Raw genomic sequence first — 19,591 nt, 5'->3', positions numbered from 1 at the left:
AAAGATCGTCCCCGACCCACCCCTCCCCGACACCCGCCACCACCCCTTCGGCAAATGCGACGCCGGCCACCCACCGCTGTTCGCGGTCAACCCCAACATCAACGCCCACGACGCCCTGGTGCATGTCGCCCAGTACCTGCGCAGCGCCTATAACGTTGGCTACAAAGCCCTCGACCACATGGACGAAACTGGCAAGAGCCTGTTGTGGGCCAACCTGCATGCGGTCGAGATGGCCGAGGGGCTGACGGAGGCGATACTCCAAGGCATCGAGTGCGGGAGCGCCAACTGACTCGGCCCCCCCTGTTGATAACATCTTGCGAGATAGGCTGACCTACTCACGGGTCGGCCTTTGCATACAGCCTGAAGCACAAGATTTCTAACACTTCTGAAATCCCAATCCTAGAACCGCGTAGGACGTTTCCCTAACTGTTCAACCCACGAGAAATACCGCCCGCCAACTGCTAGCGTGCGGGCTTCCATTTACAGGAAAGTTTCACGATTACCTTTCGTATCAACATCTTCGGTAAAGGCCAGGGATTGGACGGCGACCGCACCAGCACCGGTGCCTGCTGCATCGCCATCGGGTTTACTGGGATTCTAATTTCCGCTGGCATGATCACATTTGCTGACTGAAAAAAACACCTTATGGAACAATGAGCACCATGCAAACTGCATCAACGACTACAATCGAACCCTCAACAGCACACGTATCTCCACCTTCACAACCCTTCAGAAAGTTCCATGTCGTATCTATTCCAAAATTCATCATCATGGTAAGTTTCTCCCTCGGCGTCTATACAAGCTACTGGTACTATCGCCACTGGATGCTCTACCGCGGCCAACAGGGTTTTAAGTGGGTACCTTTGCTGTGCGCCATAGCTGCCCCCATAATGATATATCCATTAATGAAGCGCATCGTACGCAAGAACCGGGATATGGGCCATGTGCTCGACTGCTCGGCACTGAGCGTCACATTAATGTTCTGGCTGCCTTGTTTACTGTTAGTCGCGGGGGTCGTCTCGTTTACAGACACTCCTGAAACATCGTTAGCACTCTCACTCATGATCCTCCTACCTCTGTTATCCATATGCTGTACCAGCTTGCCATTGGTGGCAATGATACAGTTACAGCAAGCCGCCAACAGGTGCGAAGGCGATGAGTTGGGACAGAGTAATACACGGATAACTTGGGCAAATGGCCTCTGGATCATTTTCAGCTGGTTACCCTTCGTCGCGCTGCTGGGTTTTGTGCTCACATTGCTTCCATACATGTATTCGCCCTGATTTTCATCATCCACACGCCCCATAAAAACCAAAGGCCGGCATCCTTGGAGAATGCCGGCCTTTCATACAACTAGGTTTCGATCACTTGCCAGCAGTCAGCGCGTTGTAGCTGGAGATCAGGTTGCGGTAGTCGGGGATGTGGTTGGAGAACAGTGCCGCCAGCCCTTCCACGTCGTTGCGCCAGTCGCGGTGCAGCTCACAGGCCACGCCGAACCAGGTCATCAGTTGCGCACCGGCCTGGCTCATGCGGTTGTGCGCGGCGTCGCGGGTCATTTCGTTGAAGGTGCCGGAAGCGTCGGTGACCACGAACACCTCGAACTCCTCTTCCAGGGCCGCCAGCGCCGGGAACGCCACGCACACTTCAGTTACCACGCCGGCGATGATCAGCTGTTTCTTGCCGGTAGCCTTCACCGCCTTGACGAAGTCTTCGTTGTCCCAGGCGTTGATCTGACCGGGACGGGCGATGTACGGGGCATCCGGGAACAGCGCCTTGAGCTCCGGCACCAGCGGGCCGTTGGGGCCTTGCTCGAAGCTGGTGGTGAGGATGGTCGGCAGGTTGAAGTACTTGGCAAGGTCCGCCAGGGCCAGCACGTTGTTCTTGAAGCGGTCCGGCTCGATGTCGCGCACCAGCGACAGTAGGCCAGCCTGGTGGTCCACCAGCAGTACGGCGGCGTCGTCTTTGTTCAGGCGGTTGTAAGTGAATTTGCTCATGGTCGCTGCTCCTAAGGGGTGGGTGTTTCGCGTTGATGAGCAAAGATTAGATTCGTTACCTTTGAGCCGGTAGACTGCGAAAATTGGCTTTAGCGTTCTGTTTTATGAACGATAGATAGTGGGTGGGCTTACGGGCCCCTTCGCCGGCAAAGCCGGCTCCTACAGGTACGGCGCAACCTTTGCCGGCGAAGAGGCCGGTACAGGCAACCCAGAACCGCGGAGACCGCCCCATGGAAGACCTCAACTCCCTCTACTACTTCACCCAGGTGGTCGAACACGGTGGCTTCGCCCCGGCCGGCCGGGCGCTGGACATGCCCAAGTCCAAGCTCAGCCGGCGCATCGCCGACCTCGAGGAGCGCTTGGGCGTGCGCCTGCTGCACCGCACCAGCCGGCACTGCTCGCTGACCGAAATCGGCCAGGCCTACTACAGCCGCTGCCTGGCCATGCGCGTGGAGGCCGAAGGCGCCGCCGAGATCATCGAGCGCAACCGCAGCGAACCGCGCGGCCTGGTACGCGTCAGCTGCCCGACCACTCTGCTCAACTCCTGGGTCGGGCCGATGCTGACCCGCTACATGCTCAAGTACCCACAGGTTGAACTGTTCATCGAGAGCACCAATCGCCGGGTCGACCTGCTGCACGAGGGCTTCGACATCGCGTTGCGGGTGCGCTTCCCGCCGCTGGAGAACACCGACATGGTGATGAAGGTACTGAGCAACAGCACCCAGTGCCTGGTCGGCCATCCATCGTTCCTCGAACAGCTGCCGGCAGGTTTCGACCCACAACAACTGAGCACGTTGCCCAGCCTGCATTGGGGCAGCGCCCAGCGCGAATACCAGTGGGAGCTGTTCCAGGGTGAGGACCGGGCGCAAAGCCTGGTGATCCCGCACAAGCCTCGGATGGTCACCGATGACCTGTTCGCGCTGCGTCACTTCGTGGTGGCGGGGGTGGGAATCGCGCACCTGCCACGGGTGGCGGTACGTGAGGACCTGGCGGCCGGGCGCCTGGTGGAGATGCTGCCGGACTGGCAGCCGCGCTGCGGGATCGTGCATGCGATCTTCCCATCGCGGCGTGGGTTGCTGCCGTCGGTGCGGGCGTTGATCGATCACCTGGCGGAGGAGTTCGCGATCAGCGACATGGCTTGAGGTTCTGATGGGGGCATGACAGAAATCGGGGCTGCTACGCAGCCCCCGTTTCACTCAGAAAGCAAAGCAGGAACAGCCCAACGCCCCCCAGAACCCCTGGAAGTCGCTCACCGGTACACTGGAATGCCGCGCCTTCTCATGGCTGTGCGCATGCACCCCGCAAGGCCCGACACACTGGTGCACCGCCGCGGCCAGTGGCGCGCCGGCCCGCCAGTGCCCCGGTACCTTCACCACCGGCGACCACTCCGGCACCACCGGGATCTGCGCCGGCCCCAGCTTCTCGAAGTCGCCCGCGCCATACACCACCTTGCCGTCGACCACGGTCAGCACCGACTCGATCCACTTGATCGCCTCTTCCTCGACGCTGAAGAAGTCCGCCGACAGCGCCGCCAGGTCGGCCAGCTGGCCCACCTTGATCTGCCCTTTCTTGCCCTGTTCGCTGGAGAACCAGGCGCTGCCGTGGGTGAACAGCTGCAGCGCGACGTCACGGCTCAGGCCACCGTCCGGGTAAAGCTCCAGCCCACCAACGGTCTTGCCGCTGACCATCCAGTACAGCGAGGTCCAGGGGTTGTAACTGGACACCCGGGTGGCATCGGTGCCCGCGCCCACCGGCACGCCTTCGGCCAGCATGCGCTTGATCGGCGGGGTCGCCTCGGCGGCCTTTTTGCCATAACGCTCGACGAAGTATTCGCCCTGGAACGCCATGCGGTCCTGAATGGCGATACCACCACCCAGCGCCCTCACCCGCTCGATGTTCTTCGGCGTGATGGTCTCGCAATGGTCGAAGAACCACGGCAGGCCATTGAACGGGATATCGCGGTTGACCTTCTCGAACACGTCGAGCATGCGCGAGATGGACTCGTCATAGGTGGCGTGCAGGCGGAACGGCCAGCGCTGCTCGACCAGGTGGCGCACCACCGGTTCCAGCTCCTGCTCCATGGTCTGCGGCAAGTCCGGGCGCGGTTCGAGGAAGTCCTCGAAGTCAGCGGCGGAGAACACCAGCATCTCACCGGCGCCGTTGTGGCGCAGGAAGTCGCTGCCGTCGCCCGGCTTGACCTTCTGCGTCCAGTTCTTGAAGTCGGCCAGCTCTTCCTTGGGCTTCTGGGTGAACAGGTTGTAGGCGATGCGCACGGTCAGCTGACCGTTGTCGGCCAGTTCCTGGATCACCTGGTAGTCGTCCGGGTAGTTCTGGTAGCCGCCGCCGGCGTCGATGGCGCTGGTCAGCCCCAGGCGGTTGAGCTCACGCATGAACTGGCGGGTGGAGTTGACCTGGTACTCCAGCGGCAGCTTCGGCCCCTTGGCCAGGGTGGCGTAGAGGATCGCAGCGTTAGGCCGGGCGATGAGCATCCCTGTGGGGTTGCCGAACTTGTCGCGCTGGATCTCGCCACCAGGTGGGTTGGGCGTGTCCTTGGTGTAGCCGACCGCCCGGAGCGCGGCGCGGTTGAGCAGCGCGCGATCGTACAGGTGGAGGATGAACACCGGGGTGTCGGGCGCGGCCTGGTTGATCTCTTCGAGGGTCGGCAGGCGCTTTTCGGCGAACTGGAATTCGTTCCAGCCCCCGACCACCCGCACCCACTGCGGAGTCGGCGTGCGCTCGGCCTGGTCCTTGAGCATGCGCATAGCGTCGGCCAGCGACGGCACGCCTTCCCAGCGCAGCTCCAGGTTGTAGTTCAGGCCACCGCGGATCAGGTGCAGGTGCGAGTCGTTCAGGCCCGGGATCACCGTGCGCTGCTTGAGGTCGATGATCTGCGTGCTGGCACCTTTATGGGCCATGGCCTCGGCGTCGCTGCCCACGGCGATGAACTTGCCGTCCTTGATGGCGACGGCACTGGCCTGGGGTTTCTCGCGGTCGACGGTGTGCAGTCGGCCATTGAACAGGATGAGGTCGGCGGTCATGGGATCTCCTGAAATAGCGGCATGGGCGGAAGAGGTGAACGGCAATGCGCTCCACAGCGCCCCCGCGGCACCGAGCACGGTACTGGTGGCGAGGAACTGGCGGCGGCTCTGGTCGGTGGGGTCCTGGCTCATGGTGCTCTCCGTCCGGGTGGTTTCGGCAGGCGGTTGAAGGCTAGCAATGGATCACGGCAGGCGCTCAGCGCCGCAGCCAGCTGGCGCAGCGGCGCGTCACCCAGGGCATGATGTAGAACACCACGGGCAGGATGACGAACAGGTTGCTGATCAAGTTGCCGGTGATCGGGCCACCCAGCAGCGGATAGCGGGCAAACAGCGGCGCCAGCAGCTGCGGAATGAGCAAGGTCATCGGGCAGATCACCAGGTAGGTCAGCAAGGCCTGTTTCCAGCGCGGCGGTTGCGCGGTGCCCACGCTGGGCGGGGTGAACCAGAACTCCGGGTCATCGTGCACCTGGGTCTGGTCGCCATCTTCCAGCAGTGGCAGCACTTCGCTGATCAACGCCTGGCGCTCGGCGGAGTTGACCCAGGCCTGCAGCAGGCCGGCGTCGGCGAAGCGCACCACGGTGGTGAAGTGACGGCCGCCGTCGTCCGGGCGGATGACATTGACGTCCAGATGGCCAGGCTGTCGGCGAGCGGTGGTCACGGCGCGCTTGAGCCAGGTTTCGTAGTGCGCCAGCGCCTGGGCGCGGACCTTGTGCTGGATCACCAGCGTGACGACATTGCGGTTGCCTTCGGTTGCGGTGTTCATCGCTGACATTTCCTGGGGATGAGCTGGCCTGCATCTACTGTGCAACGGCACACGGGCGCTGGATTGGATGGGTGTGCTGCCTTGCCTGGCACCGCGCGGGTGCCAGGCTGGCGGTGGCCTACTTGCCGGCGGTCAGGGCGTTGTAACTGGTGATCAGATTGCGGTAGTCGGGGATGTGATTGGAGAACAGCGCCGCCAGCCCTTCGACGTCGTTGCGCCAGTCGCGGTGCAGCTCACAGGCCACGCCGAACCAGGTCATCAGTTGCGCGCCGGCCTGGCTCATGCGGTTGTGCGCGGCGTCACGGGTCATTTGGTTGAAGGTGCCGGAAGCGTCGGTGACCACGAACACCTCGAACTCCTCTTCCAGGGCCGCCAGCGCCGGGAAGGCCACGCACACCTCGGTCACTACGCCGGCGATGATCAGCTGTTTCTTTCCGGTGGCCTTCACCGCCTTGACGAAGTCTTCGTTGTCCCAGGCGTTGATCTGGCCGGGACGGGCGATGTACGGGGCATCCGGGAACAGTGCTTTCAGCTCCGGCACCAGCGGGCCGTTGGGGCCTTGCTCGAAGCTGGTGGTGAGGATGGTCGGCAGGTTGAAGTACTTGGCAAGGTCCGCCAGGGCCAGCACGTTGTTCTTGAAGCGGTCCGGCTCGATGTCGCGCACCAGCGACAGCAGGCCAGCCTGGTGGTCCACCAGCAATACGGCGGCATCGTCTTTGTTCAGGCGGTTGTAGGTGAATTTGCTCATGGTCGTTGCTCCCAAAGGTGTGTGATTTTCGTTGCCATCGGTGTTTCGCGTTGATGGGCAAAGATTAGAATCATCACCTTTGAGTCGGTAGACGGCGAAAATTGGCTTTAGCGTTCCATTCTATGAACGATAGGCCTCCCCTCACGCCGTGCCGCTTAACGGACCAATTTCCAGACAATGTGGGCGTTTCGACCACTGAGCCTGTACTCGCACCCCTGGAACAGCCCCCAGATCAAGGGACCGAATGACAGGAAAAACAATAGAGGGAACACATAGAGCCCGAGGATGAGCAGCACCGAGAGCAGTTTGTGCTCGAAGGTCATGGCCAGCCTGTGGACCTCGCCCGCCCCTTCGAAGGTATTGATGTCCAGGCCGCGCCGCCTGGCGAAGAACCAGGCGTAGATAGCCAGGGCGAATGCGAACACCATGGCACAGTCGAGCATCAGGAGATTGATGAACCTGAGGGTTTCACACATGGTTACGGAACCGGCCAGGTGCCAACTGTCTGCAAACCTGTTCGTTATTCATGCTCGGGGAGCTCCTCTGCCCGGACATGGCCGCCCACTACATAGAACTCGCCGTCACGGCGCACCTCGTCGAGTGAGCGGGGGTCTTCGGCGCCGCCATACATACCGTTTACATCGACGCACCAAAGGCCATCGAACTTCAGCAGTTTGACGCTGAGATAGATCCGTCGGATTCGACTGCTGAAGACACTCAGGGACAACTCCCGAACATCCTCGACCACGACCCTGACATGCCGCCAGACATTGCCGTCAGCCCAGTTGTCACGGCCGTTGAAGGTCATTGCAAAACTGAGCGTGCCATCCACGGCTTCCTGATACTCGAAAGCCAGCAGATAACCATCGTCGAACCGGTGGTACTTCTCGAAAATCGCTTCTGCCGATAACGTCCCTGTAGCCACTGCAACCTCCTGGAAAAATCGAAAATCCCCTGGCGACTGCCGCTTGCCCGGGCAATCCCAATGCCGACCTGGTGCACTCGAAGCATGCACGGTTTCGGCCGTGCGCCATTGTTTCCAACTCATCGGCCTGCAGCAAGAACATCGTGCCCTTGTAGGAGCCGGCTTGCCGGCGAACAGCGACAACAAGATTGCCTGCCCCTTCAACCTGCTCTATTACTAGCCACAGCCCTCCCTTGCACCGAGACCATCATGCTGGCCTTCATCCAGTCTTCCCCTTTGTTGCTCGGCACCGCCCTGATCTTCCTCGACCTGCTGCTCTGGCACCTGATCCCCCTGGAACGTCGCGCCTGGCGCATCGCTTCGCGGCTGTCGATCTTCCTGCTGTTCAGCTGGGTCCTGCTGGCTGCGGGCATGAGCCCGCTGCAACCGCCGCCCTGGGCCGACGATGTCTCGCGCAATCTGATGGCCACGGTGCTGGCGATCGGCTGGTGGCTGTTCGGTGCGCGCACGGTGACGGTGGTGTTCGGCCTGTTGCTGGTGGCGCGGGGCAGCCATGGCGGGCGCTTGCTGCAGGATGTGGTCGGGGCGCTGATCTTCCTGGTGGCGGCGGTGGCGGCGGCGGCCTACGTGATGCAGTTGCCAGTCAAGGGCCTGCTGGCTACCTCCGGGGTGATGGCCATCGTCATCGGCCTGGCCTTGCAGAGTACCCTGGCCGACGTGTTCTCGGGGATCGTGCTGAACACCACGCGGCCCTACCAGATCGGCGACTCGATCGCCATCGACGGCACCGAGGGCAAGGTCGTTGATATCGATTGGCGCGCCACTCGTTTGATCACCGGCAACAGCAGCCTGGCGGTGATCCCCAACTCGGTGGCGGCCAAGGCCAAGATCCTCAACTTCAGCCGCCCGGCCGAGGTGCACGGGGTGTCGATCAGCGTGGTGGTGCCGGCCAAGGTGCGCCCGCAACGGGTATTCGACGCCCTGGAAAAGACCCTGCAGGGTATCAGCATCCTATTGGCCAAGCCGACGCCCAAGGTCACGGTGAAGACCTCGACGCTGGAGTCGGTGGAATACGAGGCCAGCGGCTTCATCGCCGACATGACGCGCAAGACCGAAGTGCGCAACCAGCTGTTCGACCTGGCCCACCGTCACCTGGAGGCCAGCGGCGTGATCTGGAACGTCGAGACCGGCGTGCCGCCGCGCAGCCGCCAGCGCGAGCTGCTGGAGGAGGTGCGGGTGTTCCGCTCGCTGACCAGCGACGAGCGTGACAGCCTGAGCCAGCGCATGACCACGGTGGAGTACCCGGCCGACCAGGTGATCCTGGCGATCGGCGAGCGTTCAGACCATGTGCTGCTGATCAGCCGTGGCGTGGTATCGGCGTCGGTGCGCGATGGCGAGCGGGTAGTCGAGGGCGGTCGCATGGGGCCGGGGGAAGTGCTGGCGCTGGAAGGGCTGGTGGACGACGAGGCCTCGCCCGTCGAATTCCGCGCCTTGACGGGGTGTGTGCTGTACCGCATCGACAAGGAGCAGATACGCGGCTGCCTGACCCAGAGCGGGGACGTGAAATCGGCATTGACCAAGTTGCAGCGCTTCCGTCGACAGAAGCGTGAATCGCTGTTGTTGCAGAAGCCGACGGTGGTGAAGAAGGGCGGGTTTCTGAGTTGGTTGCACAAGTGATTCGCCAGCAAGGCTGGCTCCTACAGGTGCTCACTGCCCCCTGTAGGAGCCAGCCTTGCTGGCGAACCGCCTACAACACCACCCGCAAACACTGCCCCGCGTGGTACAGCGAGAACCCCGACTCATAGAACGCCGTGCGCAACGAAGGCGCGCTCACCGGTTTCATCGGCGAGAACGGAATCGGCAGGCTATCCGGATCATCCTTGAGCAGAAACTCGGCAAAGGCGCGGCCGATCACCGTGCCGGTGGTATTGCCCCGCCCGTTGTAGCCAGTCACCGCCACCAGCCCCGGTGCCGGCTCGAACAGGCGCATCAAGTGGTCGGGGGTGAAATCGATGCATCCGGTCCAGTGCATCTCCCATTCGACCTTGCCCAGCTCCGGGTAGTAATGGCTCTGGATGCGATCGGCCCAGCTGCGCACGAACCACGCCGGCTTGTTGTCGACCCGGCCGAGGCTGCCGAGCAGCAGGCGGCCCTGGTCGTCGCGGCGGATGCTGCTGAGCACGGTGCGGGTGTCCCAGGAACCCTGGCCATGGGGCAGGACCTTGTCGGCGGCCGCGCCTTGCAACGGTTTGGAGGCAACCTGGTAGTAGTAGCCACGGAAGAAGTGCTTCTGCAGGTTGCTCCAGTCGCCTTCGGTATAGGCGCCCGTGGAAATCACCACCTTGTCGGCGCGCACCACGCCGCGCGCGGTCTTCACCCGCCAGGCGTCACCGTCGCGCTCCAGGCCTTCGACCGAGGATTGCTGGAACAGCTTGCCGCCCAGCCGGCTCACGGCGGCGGCCAGGCCTTGTGTATACCCCATGGGGTTGATGGTGCCGGCGCGGCGGTCGAGCAGCGCGGCGGAAATCTTGTCGGTACCGCAGTATTCCTGGCATTGCGCGCCGGTCAACAGCTCGACGTCGGCGCCGCGCCGGGTCCATTGCTGGTGGCGGGCCTCGAGGTCGGCGATGCCGGTGGCGTTGTGCGCCATGTGCAAGGTGCCTTTGTGCTGGGCCTGGCAGTCGATCCCCAGGCGCTCGATCATGGCGAACACTTCGCCCGGCGCTTCACCCAGCACCTTGTTCAGGCGGCTGCCCTGCTTGTGGCCAAGGGTGGTCTCGACGTCGTCGGGGCGGATCCAGGTGCCGGCGTTGACCAGGCCGACGTTGCGCCCGGAGCCGCCATGGCCGATCTTCCAGGCCTCCAGCAGGATCACCGACTTGCCCTGTTCCAGCAGATGAATCGCCGCGGACAGGCCGGTGATGCCGCCGCCGATCACGCAGACATCGGCCTTGTGCTCGCCGGCCAGGGCCTGGGCGGCCACGGTCGGCCGGGTGACGAATTCCCACAGACATTCTTGACGCAGTTCGGACATGGCCCGGCTCCAGCTATTGTTCTTCTCGTCTATGGGGCCGCTGCGCGGCCCTTTCGCGGCGCAAGGCCGCTCCTACAGGGAAGCGCGTTGCTCTTGTAGGAGCGGCCTTGTGCCGCGAAACGGGGGCAAGGCCCCCGCCTGCGATCATCAATCGAACACGATGCCCTGCGCCAGCGGCAGCTCGCGCGAATAGTTCACGGTGTTGGTCTGGCGACGCATGTAGCCCTTCCAGGCATCCGACCCGGACTCACGCCCGCCCCCGGTCTCCTTCTCGCCACCGAACGCGCCACCGATCTCCGCACCGCTGGTGCCGATGTTGACGTTGGCGATACCGCAATCACTGCCCGAGGCGCTCTGGAAGCGCTCGGCCTCGCGGATGTCGGTGGTGAAGATGCACGAGGACAGCCCCTGCGGCACCTCGTTGTTCAGGCGCAGCGCCTCTTCGAAGTCGTCGTAGGCCAGCACGTAGAGGATCGGCGCGAAGGTCTCGTGGCGCACCACGTCGCTCTGGGCCGGCATCTCGGCAATGGCCGGCGAGACGTAGTAGGCGTTGGGGTACTGGTCAGCCAGCTGACGCTCGCCACCGAACACCAGGCCACCTTCGTCGCGAGCCTTGGCCAGCGCGCCCTGCATGGCGTCGAACGACAGCTTGTCGATCAGCGGGCCGACCAGGTTGTCCTTGCGCGGGTCGCCGATGCGCACCTTGCCGTAGGCGGCTTTGACCCGGGCCACCACTTCGTCCTTGATAGAGCGGTGGACGATCAACCGGCGCAGGGTGGTGCAGCGCTGGCCGGCGGTGCCGACCGCCGAGAACAGGATGCCGCGCACGGCCAGGTCCAGGTCGGCGCTCGGGGCCAGGATCATGGCGTTGTTACCGCCCAGTTCGAGGATGCTGCGGCCGAAGCGCGCCGCTACACGCGGACCGACTTCGCGGCCCATGCGGGTGCTGCCGGTGGCGCTGACCAGTGGCACTCGCGGGTCGTCGACCAGGGCTTCACCGGCTTCGCGGCCGCCGATCACCAGCTGGCTCAGGCCGGCCGGCGCGTCACCGAAGGCTTTCAGGGCTTTTTCGAACAGTGCCTGGCAGGCCAGGGCGGTAAGCGGGGTCTTCTCGGACGGTTTCCACACCACGGCGTTGCCGGCCACCAGCGCCAGCGCGGCGTTCCACGCCCACACCGCCACCGGGAAGTTGAAGGCGCTGATCACGCCGACCACGCCCAGCGGGTGCCAGCTTTCACGCATGTGGTGGCCCGGGCGCTCGGAGGCGATGGTCAGGCCGTACAGCTGGCGCGACAGGCCCACGGCGAAGTCGCAGATATCGATCATTTCCTGCACTTCGCCCAGGCCTTCCTGGGTGATCTTGCCGGCTTCGATCGACACCAGTTCACCCAGGTCGGCCTTGTGCTCGCGCAGCACTTCACCGAACAGGCGCACCAGCTCGCCACGGCGTGGCGCCGGCACCTTGCGCCAGGCTTCGAAGGCCTGCTGCGCCTGGTCGATGCGGGCGGTGGTGTCGGCCTTGCCGAGCAGTTTCACCGAGGCGATCTGGCTGCCGTCGATCGGGGTGTGGACAGGGTGGTCGCCCTGGGTGTGAGCCGCGGCGGCAACGCCGAGGCGTTCGAGCAATCCAGCAACCATGTGCTTCTCCTACATCGGGTGAAGGGTTGGAAAATGACGTGGGTCAGTATTAATCCGATTACACAGGTGCAACAAACGACCTTTATTCCGCATATCATTCCGCCAGGTAATGATTCGAGCCGCAGAGACCGCTATGTCCAAACGCCTGGTGCCTTCCATGACCGCCCTGCAGTGCTTCGAGGCTGCAGCCCGCCACTTGAGCTTCACCCGCGCCGCCGAGGAGCTGCACCTGACGCAGAGCGCGGTGAGCAAGCAAGTGGCGCAGCTCGAGGAGATGCTGCGCCATCACCTGTTCCTGCGCATTCGCCGGCGCCTGCAGCTCACGCCCGCCGGCGCGCTGTACCTGGCCGAGGTCAACAAGATCCTCACCCAGGTCGATATGTCCAGCCGCTACGTGCTCAGCTACGGCACGCAGACCGAAGTATTGAAGGTAGCCACTCAACCGAGTTTCGGCGTGCGCTGGCTGATTCCGCACCTCAAGGGCTTCGGCAAGCGCCACCCGAACATCCACCTGGACATCCGCAACGAGATGGAACCGTTCGCCCTGTTGCAGGGCTCGGCCGATGTGGTGTTCTTCTTTGGCCAGGGCACCTGGCCGGGGGCTACCTGCGTGGAGTTGTTCGGTGAAGAGGTGCTGCCGGTGTGCGCGCCGGAACTGCTGCAAGGCCGCACGCTGCCTGACGCGGGCGCGGTGGCGGAACTGGTGCTGCTGCAGAGCACCTCGCGGCCGGAGGCCTGGCACGAGTGGTTCCTGGAGCAGGGACTGCACACCGACAACAGCTATCACGGGCCACGCTTCGATACCTTCTATATGGCCTTGAGCGCGGCGCAGGCCGGCTGTGGCGTGGCATTGGTGCCACGTTACCTGGTGGCGAAGGAGCTGGCCGAGGGCAGCCTGGTGGTGGCCTGGGACCATGCGATGAAGAGCAATGGCGCGCATTACCTGGCGTTTGCCGAGCATGCGGCGGAAGTACCAAAGGTGCGGGCATTGGTGGATTGGGTTCGCGAACAGCTTCAGGCTTGAGAGCGCCGGGGCCGCTTTGCGGCCCTTTCGCGGCACAAGGCCGCTCCTACAGGCGAGCGCGTTCCCATGTAGGAGCGGCCTTGTGCCGCGAAAGGGTTGCGCAGCAGCCCCATGGCCCTGAAGATCGATCAAAAAAGGAATGAAACCCGCACTTTTTTTCGCTTGTACGGCCACTCCATTCCCAGCTTTCATGTAAGGGTCCTCACTCACCCAGGAAGCTCGCGATGCCCGCCCACGATTTCGTCAGCCCCGACAGCATCCGCGCGCGGTTCTCAGCCGCCATGTCGCTCATGTACAAGCAGGAGGTGCCCCTGTACGGCACCCTGCTCGAGCTGGTGAGCGAGATCAACCGCCAGGTCATGGCCGAGCAGCCCAAGGTGGCCGAGGCCCTGCGCTGGACCGGCGAGATCGAGCGCCTCGACCAGGAGCGCCACGGCGCCATCCGCGTCGGCACCGCCGAAGAACTGGCCACCATCGCCCGCCTGTTCGCGGTGATGGGCATGGAGCCTGTCGGCTACTACGACTTGAGTTCAGCCGGCGTGCCGGTGCACTCCACCGCGTTTCGCGCGGTGCATGAACAGTCGCTGCATATCAGCCCGTTCCGCGTGTTCACCTCGCTGTTGCGCCTGGAGCTGATCGACAACCCGAAACTGCGCGAGCTTGCCCAGGACATCTTGGCCAAGCGGCAGATCTTCACCCCACGTGTGCTGGAACTGATCGATCAGTGCGAACGTGACGGCGGCCTCAACGCATCCGACGCCGACACCTTCGTCCAGGAAGCCCTGCACACCTTCCGCTGGCACCAGGACGCCACCGTCACCGCCGAGCAGTACCAGCAACTGCACGACCAGCACCGGCTGATTGCCGATGTGGTGGCGTTCAAGGGCCCACACATCAACCACCTGACGCCACGCACCCTGGACATCGATGCGATCCAGCTCGGCATGCCAGCCAAGGGCATCCCGCCCAAGGCGGTGGTCGAAGGCCCGCCCACCCGCCGCCACCCGATCCTGCTGCGCCAGACCAGCTTCAAGGCGTTGCAGGAGAAAGTCGCCTTCAGCGATGCCCAGGGCAGCCATACCGCGCGCTTCGGCGAGATCGAGCAGCGCGGCGCGGCACTGACGCCGAAGGGGCGGCAACTGTACGACCGCCTGCTCGACGCGACCCGCGCAGCCCTGGGCGGCGCGCCGGCCGAGGCCAATGCCGAACGCTACATGACGCTGCTCGCGCAGCAATTCGCCGAGTTCCCGGATGACCTGGCGCAGATGCGCGAGCAAGGGCTGGCGTACTTCCGCTACTTCGCTACCGAAAAAGGGTTGGCGGCACGCGGCCAGGCGAATCGCCCGACCACCCTGCAAGGGTTGATCGACGCCGGGCACGTGCATTACGAGGCATTGGTGTACGAGGACTTCCTGCCGGTGAGCGCGGCGGGGATCTTCCAGTCCAACCTGGGCGACGATGGGCAGGCGGAGTACGGCAGCAATGCCAACCGCGAGGCCTTCGAGCAGGCGCTGGGGCTGACGGTGCAGGATGAGCTGGCGCTTTATGCACAGAGCGAGCGCAGGTCGTTGCAGGCGTGTGCGCAGGCGTTGGACCTGGCGGCGATGTAAGCCCGGGTTCGCCGGCAAGCCGGCTCCTACAGAGGGTTCACGCGGTACCTGTAGGAGCCGGCTTTGCCGGCGAAAGGGCCAGCACAGGCAATAAACCTGTTACTTGACCCGGAACCGATCCACTTCCTGGCGCAACTGCCCCGCCAGCCCTTCCAGCTCCCGCGCCGTCATTGCCAGCTCATTGGCCACGTCACGCTGCTCGCTGTTGGCCTGGGCGATGCTCTGCAGGTTGCGGCTGAGCACTGTCGCCGTGCTGCTCTGCTCCTGGGTCGCGGTGCTGATCACCGTGAACTGCTCACCGGCAACCCGGCTCTGCTCGTCGATGCGCGCCAGCGCCTCGGCCACCTTGTCGTTGCGCGCCAACCCTTCCTGCATCAACTGGTTGCCCTGCTCCAGGGTGCTGATGGCGTGGCCGGTCTGCTGCTGGATGCTGGCGATCATGCCGGAGATCTCGTCGGTGGCCTGGCGGGTGCGCGCGGCCAAGCCACGCACTTCATCGGCCACCACCGCGAAACCACGCCCCTGCTCGCCGGCCCGGGCCGCTTCGATGGCGGCGTTCAGCGCCAGCAAGTTGGTCTGCTCGGCAATCGCGGTGATCACCCCGACAATGCCGCCGATTTCCTGCGAGCGCGCACCGAGCGTATCCATCACCGCCGCCGTACCACCGAGGGCCTCGGCGATCTGCTTGAGCGAGGCCGAGGCTTCGTCCATGGCCGTGCGGCCGATACGGGTCTGCTGGGCGTTGTCGCGGGCCATGCGTTCGGTGCCGGCCATGTTGTCGGCGATGTTCATCGAGGTGGCGCTGAACTCCTCAACCGCGCCGGCCATGCTGGTGATCTCGCCGGATTGCTGATCCATGCCTTCGCAGGCACCGGACGACAGCCCCGACAGCGAACGGGCGCGACCGCTGACCTGATCGGAGGCACTGCGGATGTGCTCGACCATGGTCGCCAGGGCCTCGCCCATCTGGTTGAAGCTGCGCGCCAGCTGGCCGATCTCGTCATGGCTGGTCACGCTCAGGCGGGCGTTGAGGTCGCCCGCGCCGAGGGCTTCGGCCTGACGCACCAGGTCACCCAGCGGGCGCAGCTTGCGGCGCAACAGCCACAGCGTGGCGGCCACGGCCAGGAGCATGGCCAGCAGGCTGCCGATGGCCAGGCGCAGGCCGACGCTCCAGGTCACCTCGCGGATTTCCCCTTCGGGCATGCTCGCCACCACGGTCCACGGGCCTTCGGCGAACGGCACAGCAACGCTGAACAGTTGTTCGTCCGCACTGGCCCAGAAGCGTCCCTGGCCTGGCTCGAAGCCCTTGAACACCTGGCCGTCGGCGTTGCCCGCCGCCGCCGGCGGCACCAACCACTTGCCCTGCTCGTCGAGCAGCGCCAGCGAGCCGGTCTGGCCGATGCGGAAGCGCTTGAGGTTGGCGAACTGGGCGTTCTGCGCGTCGGTGTAGTCGAAACCGACGAACAGCACGGCGATCACCCGACCGGCGCCGTCGCGCACCGGTACGTAGCGGGTCATGTAGTTGCGTTCGAACAGCACGGCGCGGCCGACGTAAGTTTGCCCGGCCATGAGCTTCGAATAGGCCGGGTGCTGGCGGTCGAGCTGGGTGCCAATGGCACGGCTGCCGTCCTGCTTGGTCAGGCTGGTGCTGATGCGCACGAAGTCGTCGCCGCTGCGCACGAACAGGGTGGCGACCCCGGCGGTCATCTGCTGGAACTCGTCGACCTGCCGGAAATCGTTGTTCAGCAGGTGGTCGCCGAGGTACAGGGCCGGTGTCTGCGCGCCGGCCACGTTGACCGTCTCGCCCGCATGCACCGCCAGGCCCGAGGCGAAGCGCCGCTCGAACAGGCCGCTCAGGCGCTGGGTGTTGTCCTTGAGCGAACCGTGGAAGGTGTCGAGCTGGTCGGCCAGCAGCCGCGCCTCGCTGGCCAGGTGCGCCTGGCGGGTGGTGAGGTTGGCGTCGTCCAGCGAACGCAGGGCGAACAGGGTACTGCCGGTGATCACCAACGCCAGCACGACGGCGAGGGCGATACCGAGTTGCGAGGCAATCCGGGCACGCGGTTGGGACATGGGAAGCTCCTGGCAAGAGGCCGGGATCATCCTGATCACGCTGACCGCCCGCTTTCTGATCGACGGGTAATCGCGCCCTCTTCCGGGACGCTGGTGCCATTGGATCGGCGTCGCGGGGGAATACTTGAGTGTCGGGCCGGGGTATTCGCAAACCTTTGCGCCGTCGGCGTCCGCACGCCCCTGTAGGAGCCAGCCTTGCTGGCGAACGGCTCAACGCTGTGCCGGCAGAATATGCACCGCTGGCAGGTCCATCGCCACTGCCTCTTCCTGCAAGAAAGCACTCAACCGCCGCAACCGCTCGCCGCCCGGCCGGGTCCTGGGCCACACCAGGTAGTAATCCATACCACTGGCCACCGCCGTCGGCCATGGCAGGCTCAAGCGCCGCTGGGCGACATCCTCGGCCACCATCAGCAGGTCGCCCATCGAGATGCCATAGCCCCGCGCGGCGGCGATCATGCCCAGTTCCAGGGTGTCGAACACCTGCCCGCCCTTGAGCGACACCTTGTCGGTCAGCCCCATGCGCGCCAGCCAGGCGCGCCAATCGCGCTTGTCGGGGGTCGGGTGCAACAGTTCCATGCCGGCCAGGCGCCGCTCGTCCCAGGGCGCCTCGTCGAGCAGGTCCGGCGCCCCTACCGGGATCAGCAGTTCGGAGAACAGCCGGCGCACTTCCCAATCCACCGGGAAGTTGCCATCACTGAGCAGCACCGCGCAGTCGAACGGTTCCTGGTTGAAGTCCACATGGTCGACGTCCATCCAGGCGCTGGTCAGTTGCACTTCGTTGCCCGGTTGCAGGTGCCGGAAACGGCTCAGGCGCGCCAGCAACCAGCGCATGGTGAGGGTGGACGGCGCCTTCATGCGCAGGATGTCGTCCTCCCCGCGCAAGGCGTCACAGGCCCGCTCCAGGGCGGCGAAGCCATCGCGCACGCCGGGCAGCAGCATCCGCGCCGCCTCGGTCAGTTGCAGGCTGCGGCCGCTGCGCACGAACAGGCGGCAGGCAAAGTGCTCTTCGAGGGTGCGGATATGCCGGCTGACGGCGCTCTGGGTGATCGACAGCTCTTCACCTGCGCGGGTGAAGGAACTCAGCCGGGCCGCGGCTTCGAATGCACGCAGCGCATAGAGTGGAGGGAGCTGGCGAGACATGGCGCACCTGTCATGCGGGGCCGAGAAGGCAATGCCGGATCATACAGGCATGAGTCAGACTCATGGCAATGATCGCTTTTATCCTTTTGTGCAAAGCTGACCGAAGCCTCAGAATCGACCCTTCGCTCAACAGGATCGTCAAGAAGGATCGCCCCATGCATGTCGCGCCCACCACCGAACTCAAGGCCCTCCTGCGCCTGGCCGGGCCACTGATCGCCTCGCAGCTGGCGCACATGCTGATGGTGCTGACCGACACCTTGATGATGGCCCGCATCAGCCCGCAGGCCCTGGCCGGCGGCGGCCTGGGCGCGGCAAGCTATTCGTTCGTGTCGATCTTCTGCCTGGGGGTGATCGCCGCCGTCGGCACCCTGGTGGCGATCCGCAAGGGCGCCAACGACATCGAGGGCGCCACGCGCCTGGCGCAGAGCGGCCTGTGGCTGGCCTGGGGCCTGGCCATCGTCTCGGCGCTGGTGCTGTGGAACCTCAAGCCCGCGCTGCTGCTGTTCGGCCAGAAGCCGGAGAACGTCGACGCGGCCATGCAGTTCCTCACCCTGCTGCCGCTGGCCCTGCCCAGCTACATGACCTTCATGGCCCTGCGCGGCTTCACCAGCGCCCTGGGCCGCTCGACGCCGGTGATGGTCATCAGCCTGGCCGGCACGGTGCTCAACTACCTGCTCAACCATGCGCTTATCGAAGGCATGTTCGGCCTGCCCAAGCTGGGCCTGATGGGCATCGGCCTGGTCACCGCGCTGGTGTCGCTGGGCATGGCCGTGTCCCTGGCGCTGTATATCCGCTGGCACAAGGCCTATGACCAGTACCCGCTGCGCAAGGGGCTGTGGCGGCCTTCGCTGCCGGCGCTGCGCGAGCTGTGGCGCCTGGGCCTGCCGATCGGCGGCACCTACATGGTCGAGGTTGGGCTGTTCGCCTTCGCCGCCCTGTGCATGGGCGTGCTCGGCAGCACGCAGTTGGCGGCGCACCAGATCGCCCTGCAGATCGTCTCGACCGCGTTCATGGTCCCGACAGGGCTTTCCTACGCCGTGACCATGCGCGTCGGCCTGTACTACGGCGCCGGTAACCTGCTCGCGGCACGCAGCGCCGGGCGGGTAGGAATCGGTTTCGGTGCGTCGCTGATGCTCGGCTTCGCCGTGTTGTTCCTGGTGCTGCCGAACGAACTGGTGGCCTTGCTGGTGAATCGCCACGATCCTGCTTTCGCGCCGATTTTCCAACTGGCGGTGCAACTGGTGATGGTCGCGGCGTGGTTCGAGCTGTTCGATGGCGTGCAGACCATCGCCATGGGCTCAATCCGAGGATTGAAAGACGCCCGCACCACCTTCCTCATCGGCGCGGTGTGCTACTGGCTGGTGGGGGCGCCGTGCGCCTGGCTGTTCGCTTTCACGCTCGGCGGTGGCGCGCCGGGTATCTGGTGGGGCCTGGCGTTGGGGCTGGCGTGCGCATCGGTGGCGCTGACGTTCGGCTTTGAATGGCGGATGAAGCGGATGATCGGCAAGGCGGGGGTTAGCGCGAAAGCAGCTGTCGCCGTGTAAGTGCGGCATGACTCTGTAGGAGCCAGCCTTGCTGGCGAACGAGCGCTCCCTGATGGCAAGGCT

At 64.5% G+C, this 19,591-nt stretch carries 16 protein-coding genes and 1 pseudogene; 6 read left to right on the top strand and 11 right to left on the bottom strand.

Annotation, left to right across the window (positions count from 1 at the left end):
- On the top strand, positions 1 to 289 hold a 289-nt coding region (locus P5705_RS15145), incomplete at its 5' end, for a DUF3077 domain-containing protein (RefSeq protein WP_277461641.1).
- A 1,075-nt stretch (positions 290 to 1,364) separates the two neighbouring features.
- Here the strand turns inward: P5705_RS15145 and ycaC (P5705_RS15140) are convergent.
- Positions 1,365 to 1,994, bottom strand: coding sequence for an isochorismate family cysteine hydrolase YcaC (gene ycaC / locus P5705_RS15140; RefSeq protein WP_277461640.1), 630 nt, complete (start codon positions 1,992 to 1,994; stop codon positions 1,365 to 1,367).
- Positions 1,995 to 2,224: 230 nt separating this feature from the next.
- On the opposite strand from ycaC (P5705_RS15140), the gene P5705_RS15135 reads away from it, so the two are divergent.
- Positions 2,225 to 3,136, top strand: a complete 912-nt coding sequence (locus tag P5705_RS15135) for a LysR substrate-binding domain-containing protein (RefSeq protein WP_277461639.1) — start codon at positions 2,225 to 2,227, stop codon at positions 3,134 to 3,136.
- A 54-nt stretch (positions 3,137 to 3,190) separates the two neighbouring features.
- Here the strand turns inward: P5705_RS15135 and P5705_RS15130 are convergent, their stop codons facing one another.
- From P5705_RS15130 to P5705_RS15110, 5 genes are all read right to left on the bottom strand, one after another.
- Positions 3,191 to 5,164 (bottom strand): amidohydrolase family protein, encoded by a 1,974-nt coding sequence (locus P5705_RS15130; protein WP_277461637.1) that lies wholly within the window; start codon positions 5,162 to 5,164, stop codon positions 3,191 to 3,193.
- Between the two features lie 64 nt (positions 5,165 to 5,228).
- Positions 5,229 to 5,795, bottom strand: coding sequence for an antibiotic biosynthesis monooxygenase (locus P5705_RS15125; RefSeq protein ID WP_277461636.1), 567 nt, complete (start codon positions 5,793 to 5,795; stop codon positions 5,229 to 5,231).
- A 118-nt stretch (positions 5,796 to 5,913) separates the two neighbouring features.
- The gene (gene ycaC / locus P5705_RS15120) at positions 5,914 to 6,543 is read right to left on the bottom strand and encodes an isochorismate family cysteine hydrolase YcaC (RefSeq protein WP_277461635.1); all 630 of its coding nucleotides are present in this window, start codon (positions 6,541 to 6,543) and stop codon (positions 5,914 to 5,916) included.
- A 155-nt stretch (positions 6,544 to 6,698) separates the two neighbouring features.
- Positions 6,699 to 7,019, bottom strand: a complete 321-nt coding sequence (locus P5705_RS15115) for a hypothetical protein (RefSeq protein ID WP_277461634.1) — start codon at positions 7,017 to 7,019, stop codon at positions 6,699 to 6,701.
- A gap of 44 nt (positions 7,020 to 7,063) precedes the next feature.
- Entirely contained in the window at positions 7,064 to 7,591 is a 528-nt protein-coding gene (locus P5705_RS15110) for a hypothetical protein (RefSeq protein WP_277461632.1), read from the bottom strand.
- 126 nt (positions 7,592 to 7,717) lie between these two features.
- Between P5705_RS15110 and P5705_RS15105 the strand changes: the two genes are divergently transcribed.
- Positions 7,718 to 9,145: a mechanosensitive ion channel family protein gene (locus P5705_RS15105; RefSeq protein WP_277461631.1), complete on the top strand. Its 1,428-nt coding sequence runs from the start codon at positions 7,718 to 7,720 to the stop codon at positions 9,143 to 9,145.
- A 70-nt stretch (positions 9,146 to 9,215) separates the two neighbouring features.
- On the opposite strand, the gene amaA is transcribed toward P5705_RS15105, so the two are convergent.
- Both amaA and amaB read right to left on the bottom strand, forming a co-directional pair.
- The gene (gene amaA, locus P5705_RS15100; protein ID WP_277461630.1) at positions 9,216 to 10,502 is read right to left on the bottom strand and encodes an L-pipecolate oxidase; all 1,287 of its coding nucleotides are present in this window, start codon (positions 10,500 to 10,502) and stop codon (positions 9,216 to 9,218) included.
- A gap of 147 nt (positions 10,503 to 10,649) precedes the next feature.
- On the bottom strand, positions 10,650 to 12,140 hold the full coding sequence (gene amaB / locus P5705_RS15095) for an L-piperidine-6-carboxylate dehydrogenase (protein ID WP_277461629.1): 1,491 nt from the start codon (positions 12,138 to 12,140) through the stop codon (positions 10,650 to 10,652).
- Positions 12,141 to 12,273: 133 nt separating this feature from the next.
- Between amaB and P5705_RS15090 the strand changes: the two genes are divergently transcribed.
- Entirely contained in the window at positions 12,274 to 13,164 is an 891-nt protein-coding gene (locus tag P5705_RS15090) for a LysR family transcriptional regulator (RefSeq protein ID WP_277461628.1), read from the top strand.
- 224 nt (positions 13,165 to 13,388) lie between these two features.
- Complete coding sequence (gene hglS / locus P5705_RS15085) at positions 13,389 to 14,774, top strand: 2-oxoadipate dioxygenase/decarboxylase HglS (RefSeq protein ID WP_277461627.1); 1,386 nt, start codon at positions 13,389 to 13,391, stop codon at positions 14,772 to 14,774.
- Positions 14,775 to 14,873: 99 nt separating this feature from the next.
- Here hglS and P5705_RS26415 read toward each other — a convergent pair whose 3' ends face one another.
- From P5705_RS26415 to P5705_RS15075, 3 genes and pseudogenes are all read right to left on the bottom strand, one after another.
- On the bottom strand, positions 14,874 to 15,602 hold the full coding sequence (locus tag P5705_RS26415) for a methyl-accepting chemotaxis protein (protein WP_431196949.1): 729 nt from the start codon (positions 15,600 to 15,602) through the stop codon (positions 14,874 to 14,876).
- A gap of 135 nt (positions 15,603 to 15,737) precedes the next feature.
- Positions 15,738 to 16,844: pseudogene (locus P5705_RS26410) on the bottom strand (Cache 3/Cache 2 fusion domain-containing protein); the annotation flags it as partial.
- A 210-nt stretch (positions 16,845 to 17,054) separates the two neighbouring features.
- Positions 17,055 to 17,984, bottom strand: coding sequence for a LysR substrate-binding domain-containing protein (locus tag P5705_RS15075; RefSeq protein ID WP_277461625.1), 930 nt, complete (start codon positions 17,982 to 17,984; stop codon positions 17,055 to 17,057).
- Between the two features lie 155 nt (positions 17,985 to 18,139).
- On the opposite strand from P5705_RS15075, the gene P5705_RS15070 reads away from it, so the two are divergent.
- Entirely contained in the window at positions 18,140 to 19,528 is a 1,389-nt protein-coding gene (locus tag P5705_RS15070) for a NorM family multidrug efflux MATE transporter (RefSeq protein WP_277461624.1), read from the top strand.
- Positions 19,529 to 19,591 lie beyond the last annotated feature (63 nt).

Origin of the sequence: Pseudomonas entomophila, from assembly GCF_029478665.1 — a bacterium.
Lineage (GTDB): Bacteria > Pseudomonadota > Gammaproteobacteria > Pseudomonadales > Pseudomonadaceae > Aquipseudomonas > Aquipseudomonas entomophila_F.
This window is presented reverse-complemented; position numbering and strand designations above follow the sequence as displayed.

Excerpts from the sequence above, each read along its gene's own strand:
- P5705_RS15090 (WP_277461628.1), top strand. The coding sequence starts at position 12,274 with ATGTCCAAACGCCTGGTGCCTTCCATGACCGCCCTGCAGTGCTTCGAG.
- ycaC (WP_277461640.1), bottom strand. The coding sequence starts at position 1,994 with ATGAGCAAATTCACTTACAACCGCCTGAACAAAGACGACGCCGCCGTA.
- P5705_RS15075 (WP_277461625.1), bottom strand. The coding sequence starts at position 17,984 with ATGTCTCGCCAGCTCCCTCCACTCTATGCGCTGCGTGCATTCGAAGCC.
- P5705_RS15130 (WP_277461637.1), bottom strand. The coding sequence starts at position 5,164 with ATGAGCCAGGACCCCACCGACCAGAGCCGCCGCCAGTTCCTCGCCACC.
- P5705_RS15125 (WP_277461636.1), bottom strand. The coding sequence starts at position 5,795 with ATGAACACCGCAACCGAAGGCAACCGCAATGTCGTCACGCTGGTGATC.
- P5705_RS26415 (WP_431196949.1), bottom strand. The coding sequence starts at position 15,602 with ATGGCCGGCGCGGTTGAGGAGTTCAGCGCCACCTCGATGAACATCGCC.
- amaA (WP_277461630.1), bottom strand. The coding sequence starts at position 10,502 with ATGTCCGAACTGCGTCAAGAATGTCTGTGGGAATTCGTCACCCGGCCG.
- P5705_RS15110 (WP_277461632.1), bottom strand. The coding sequence starts at position 7,591 with ATGAGTTGGAAACAATGGCGCACGGCCGAAACCGTGCATGCTTCGAGT.
- P5705_RS15105 (WP_277461631.1), top strand. The coding sequence starts at position 7,718 with ATGCTGGCCTTCATCCAGTCTTCCCCTTTGTTGCTCGGCACCGCCCTG.
- amaB (WP_277461629.1), bottom strand. The coding sequence starts at position 12,140 with ATGGTTGCTGGATTGCTCGAACGCCTCGGCGTTGCCGCCGCGGCTCAC.
- ycaC (WP_277461635.1), bottom strand. The coding sequence starts at position 6,543 with ATGAGCAAATTCACCTACAACCGCCTGAACAAAGACGATGCCGCCGTA.
- P5705_RS15135 (WP_277461639.1), top strand. The coding sequence starts at position 2,225 with ATGGAAGACCTCAACTCCCTCTACTACTTCACCCAGGTGGTCGAACAC.
- hglS (WP_277461627.1), top strand. The coding sequence starts at position 13,389 with ATGCCCGCCCACGATTTCGTCAGCCCCGACAGCATCCGCGCGCGGTTC.
- P5705_RS15115 (WP_277461634.1), bottom strand. The coding sequence starts at position 7,019 with ATGTGTGAAACCCTCAGGTTCATCAATCTCCTGATGCTCGACTGTGCC.
- P5705_RS15070 (WP_277461624.1), top strand. The coding sequence starts at position 18,140 with ATGCATGTCGCGCCCACCACCGAACTCAAGGCCCTCCTGCGCCTGGCC.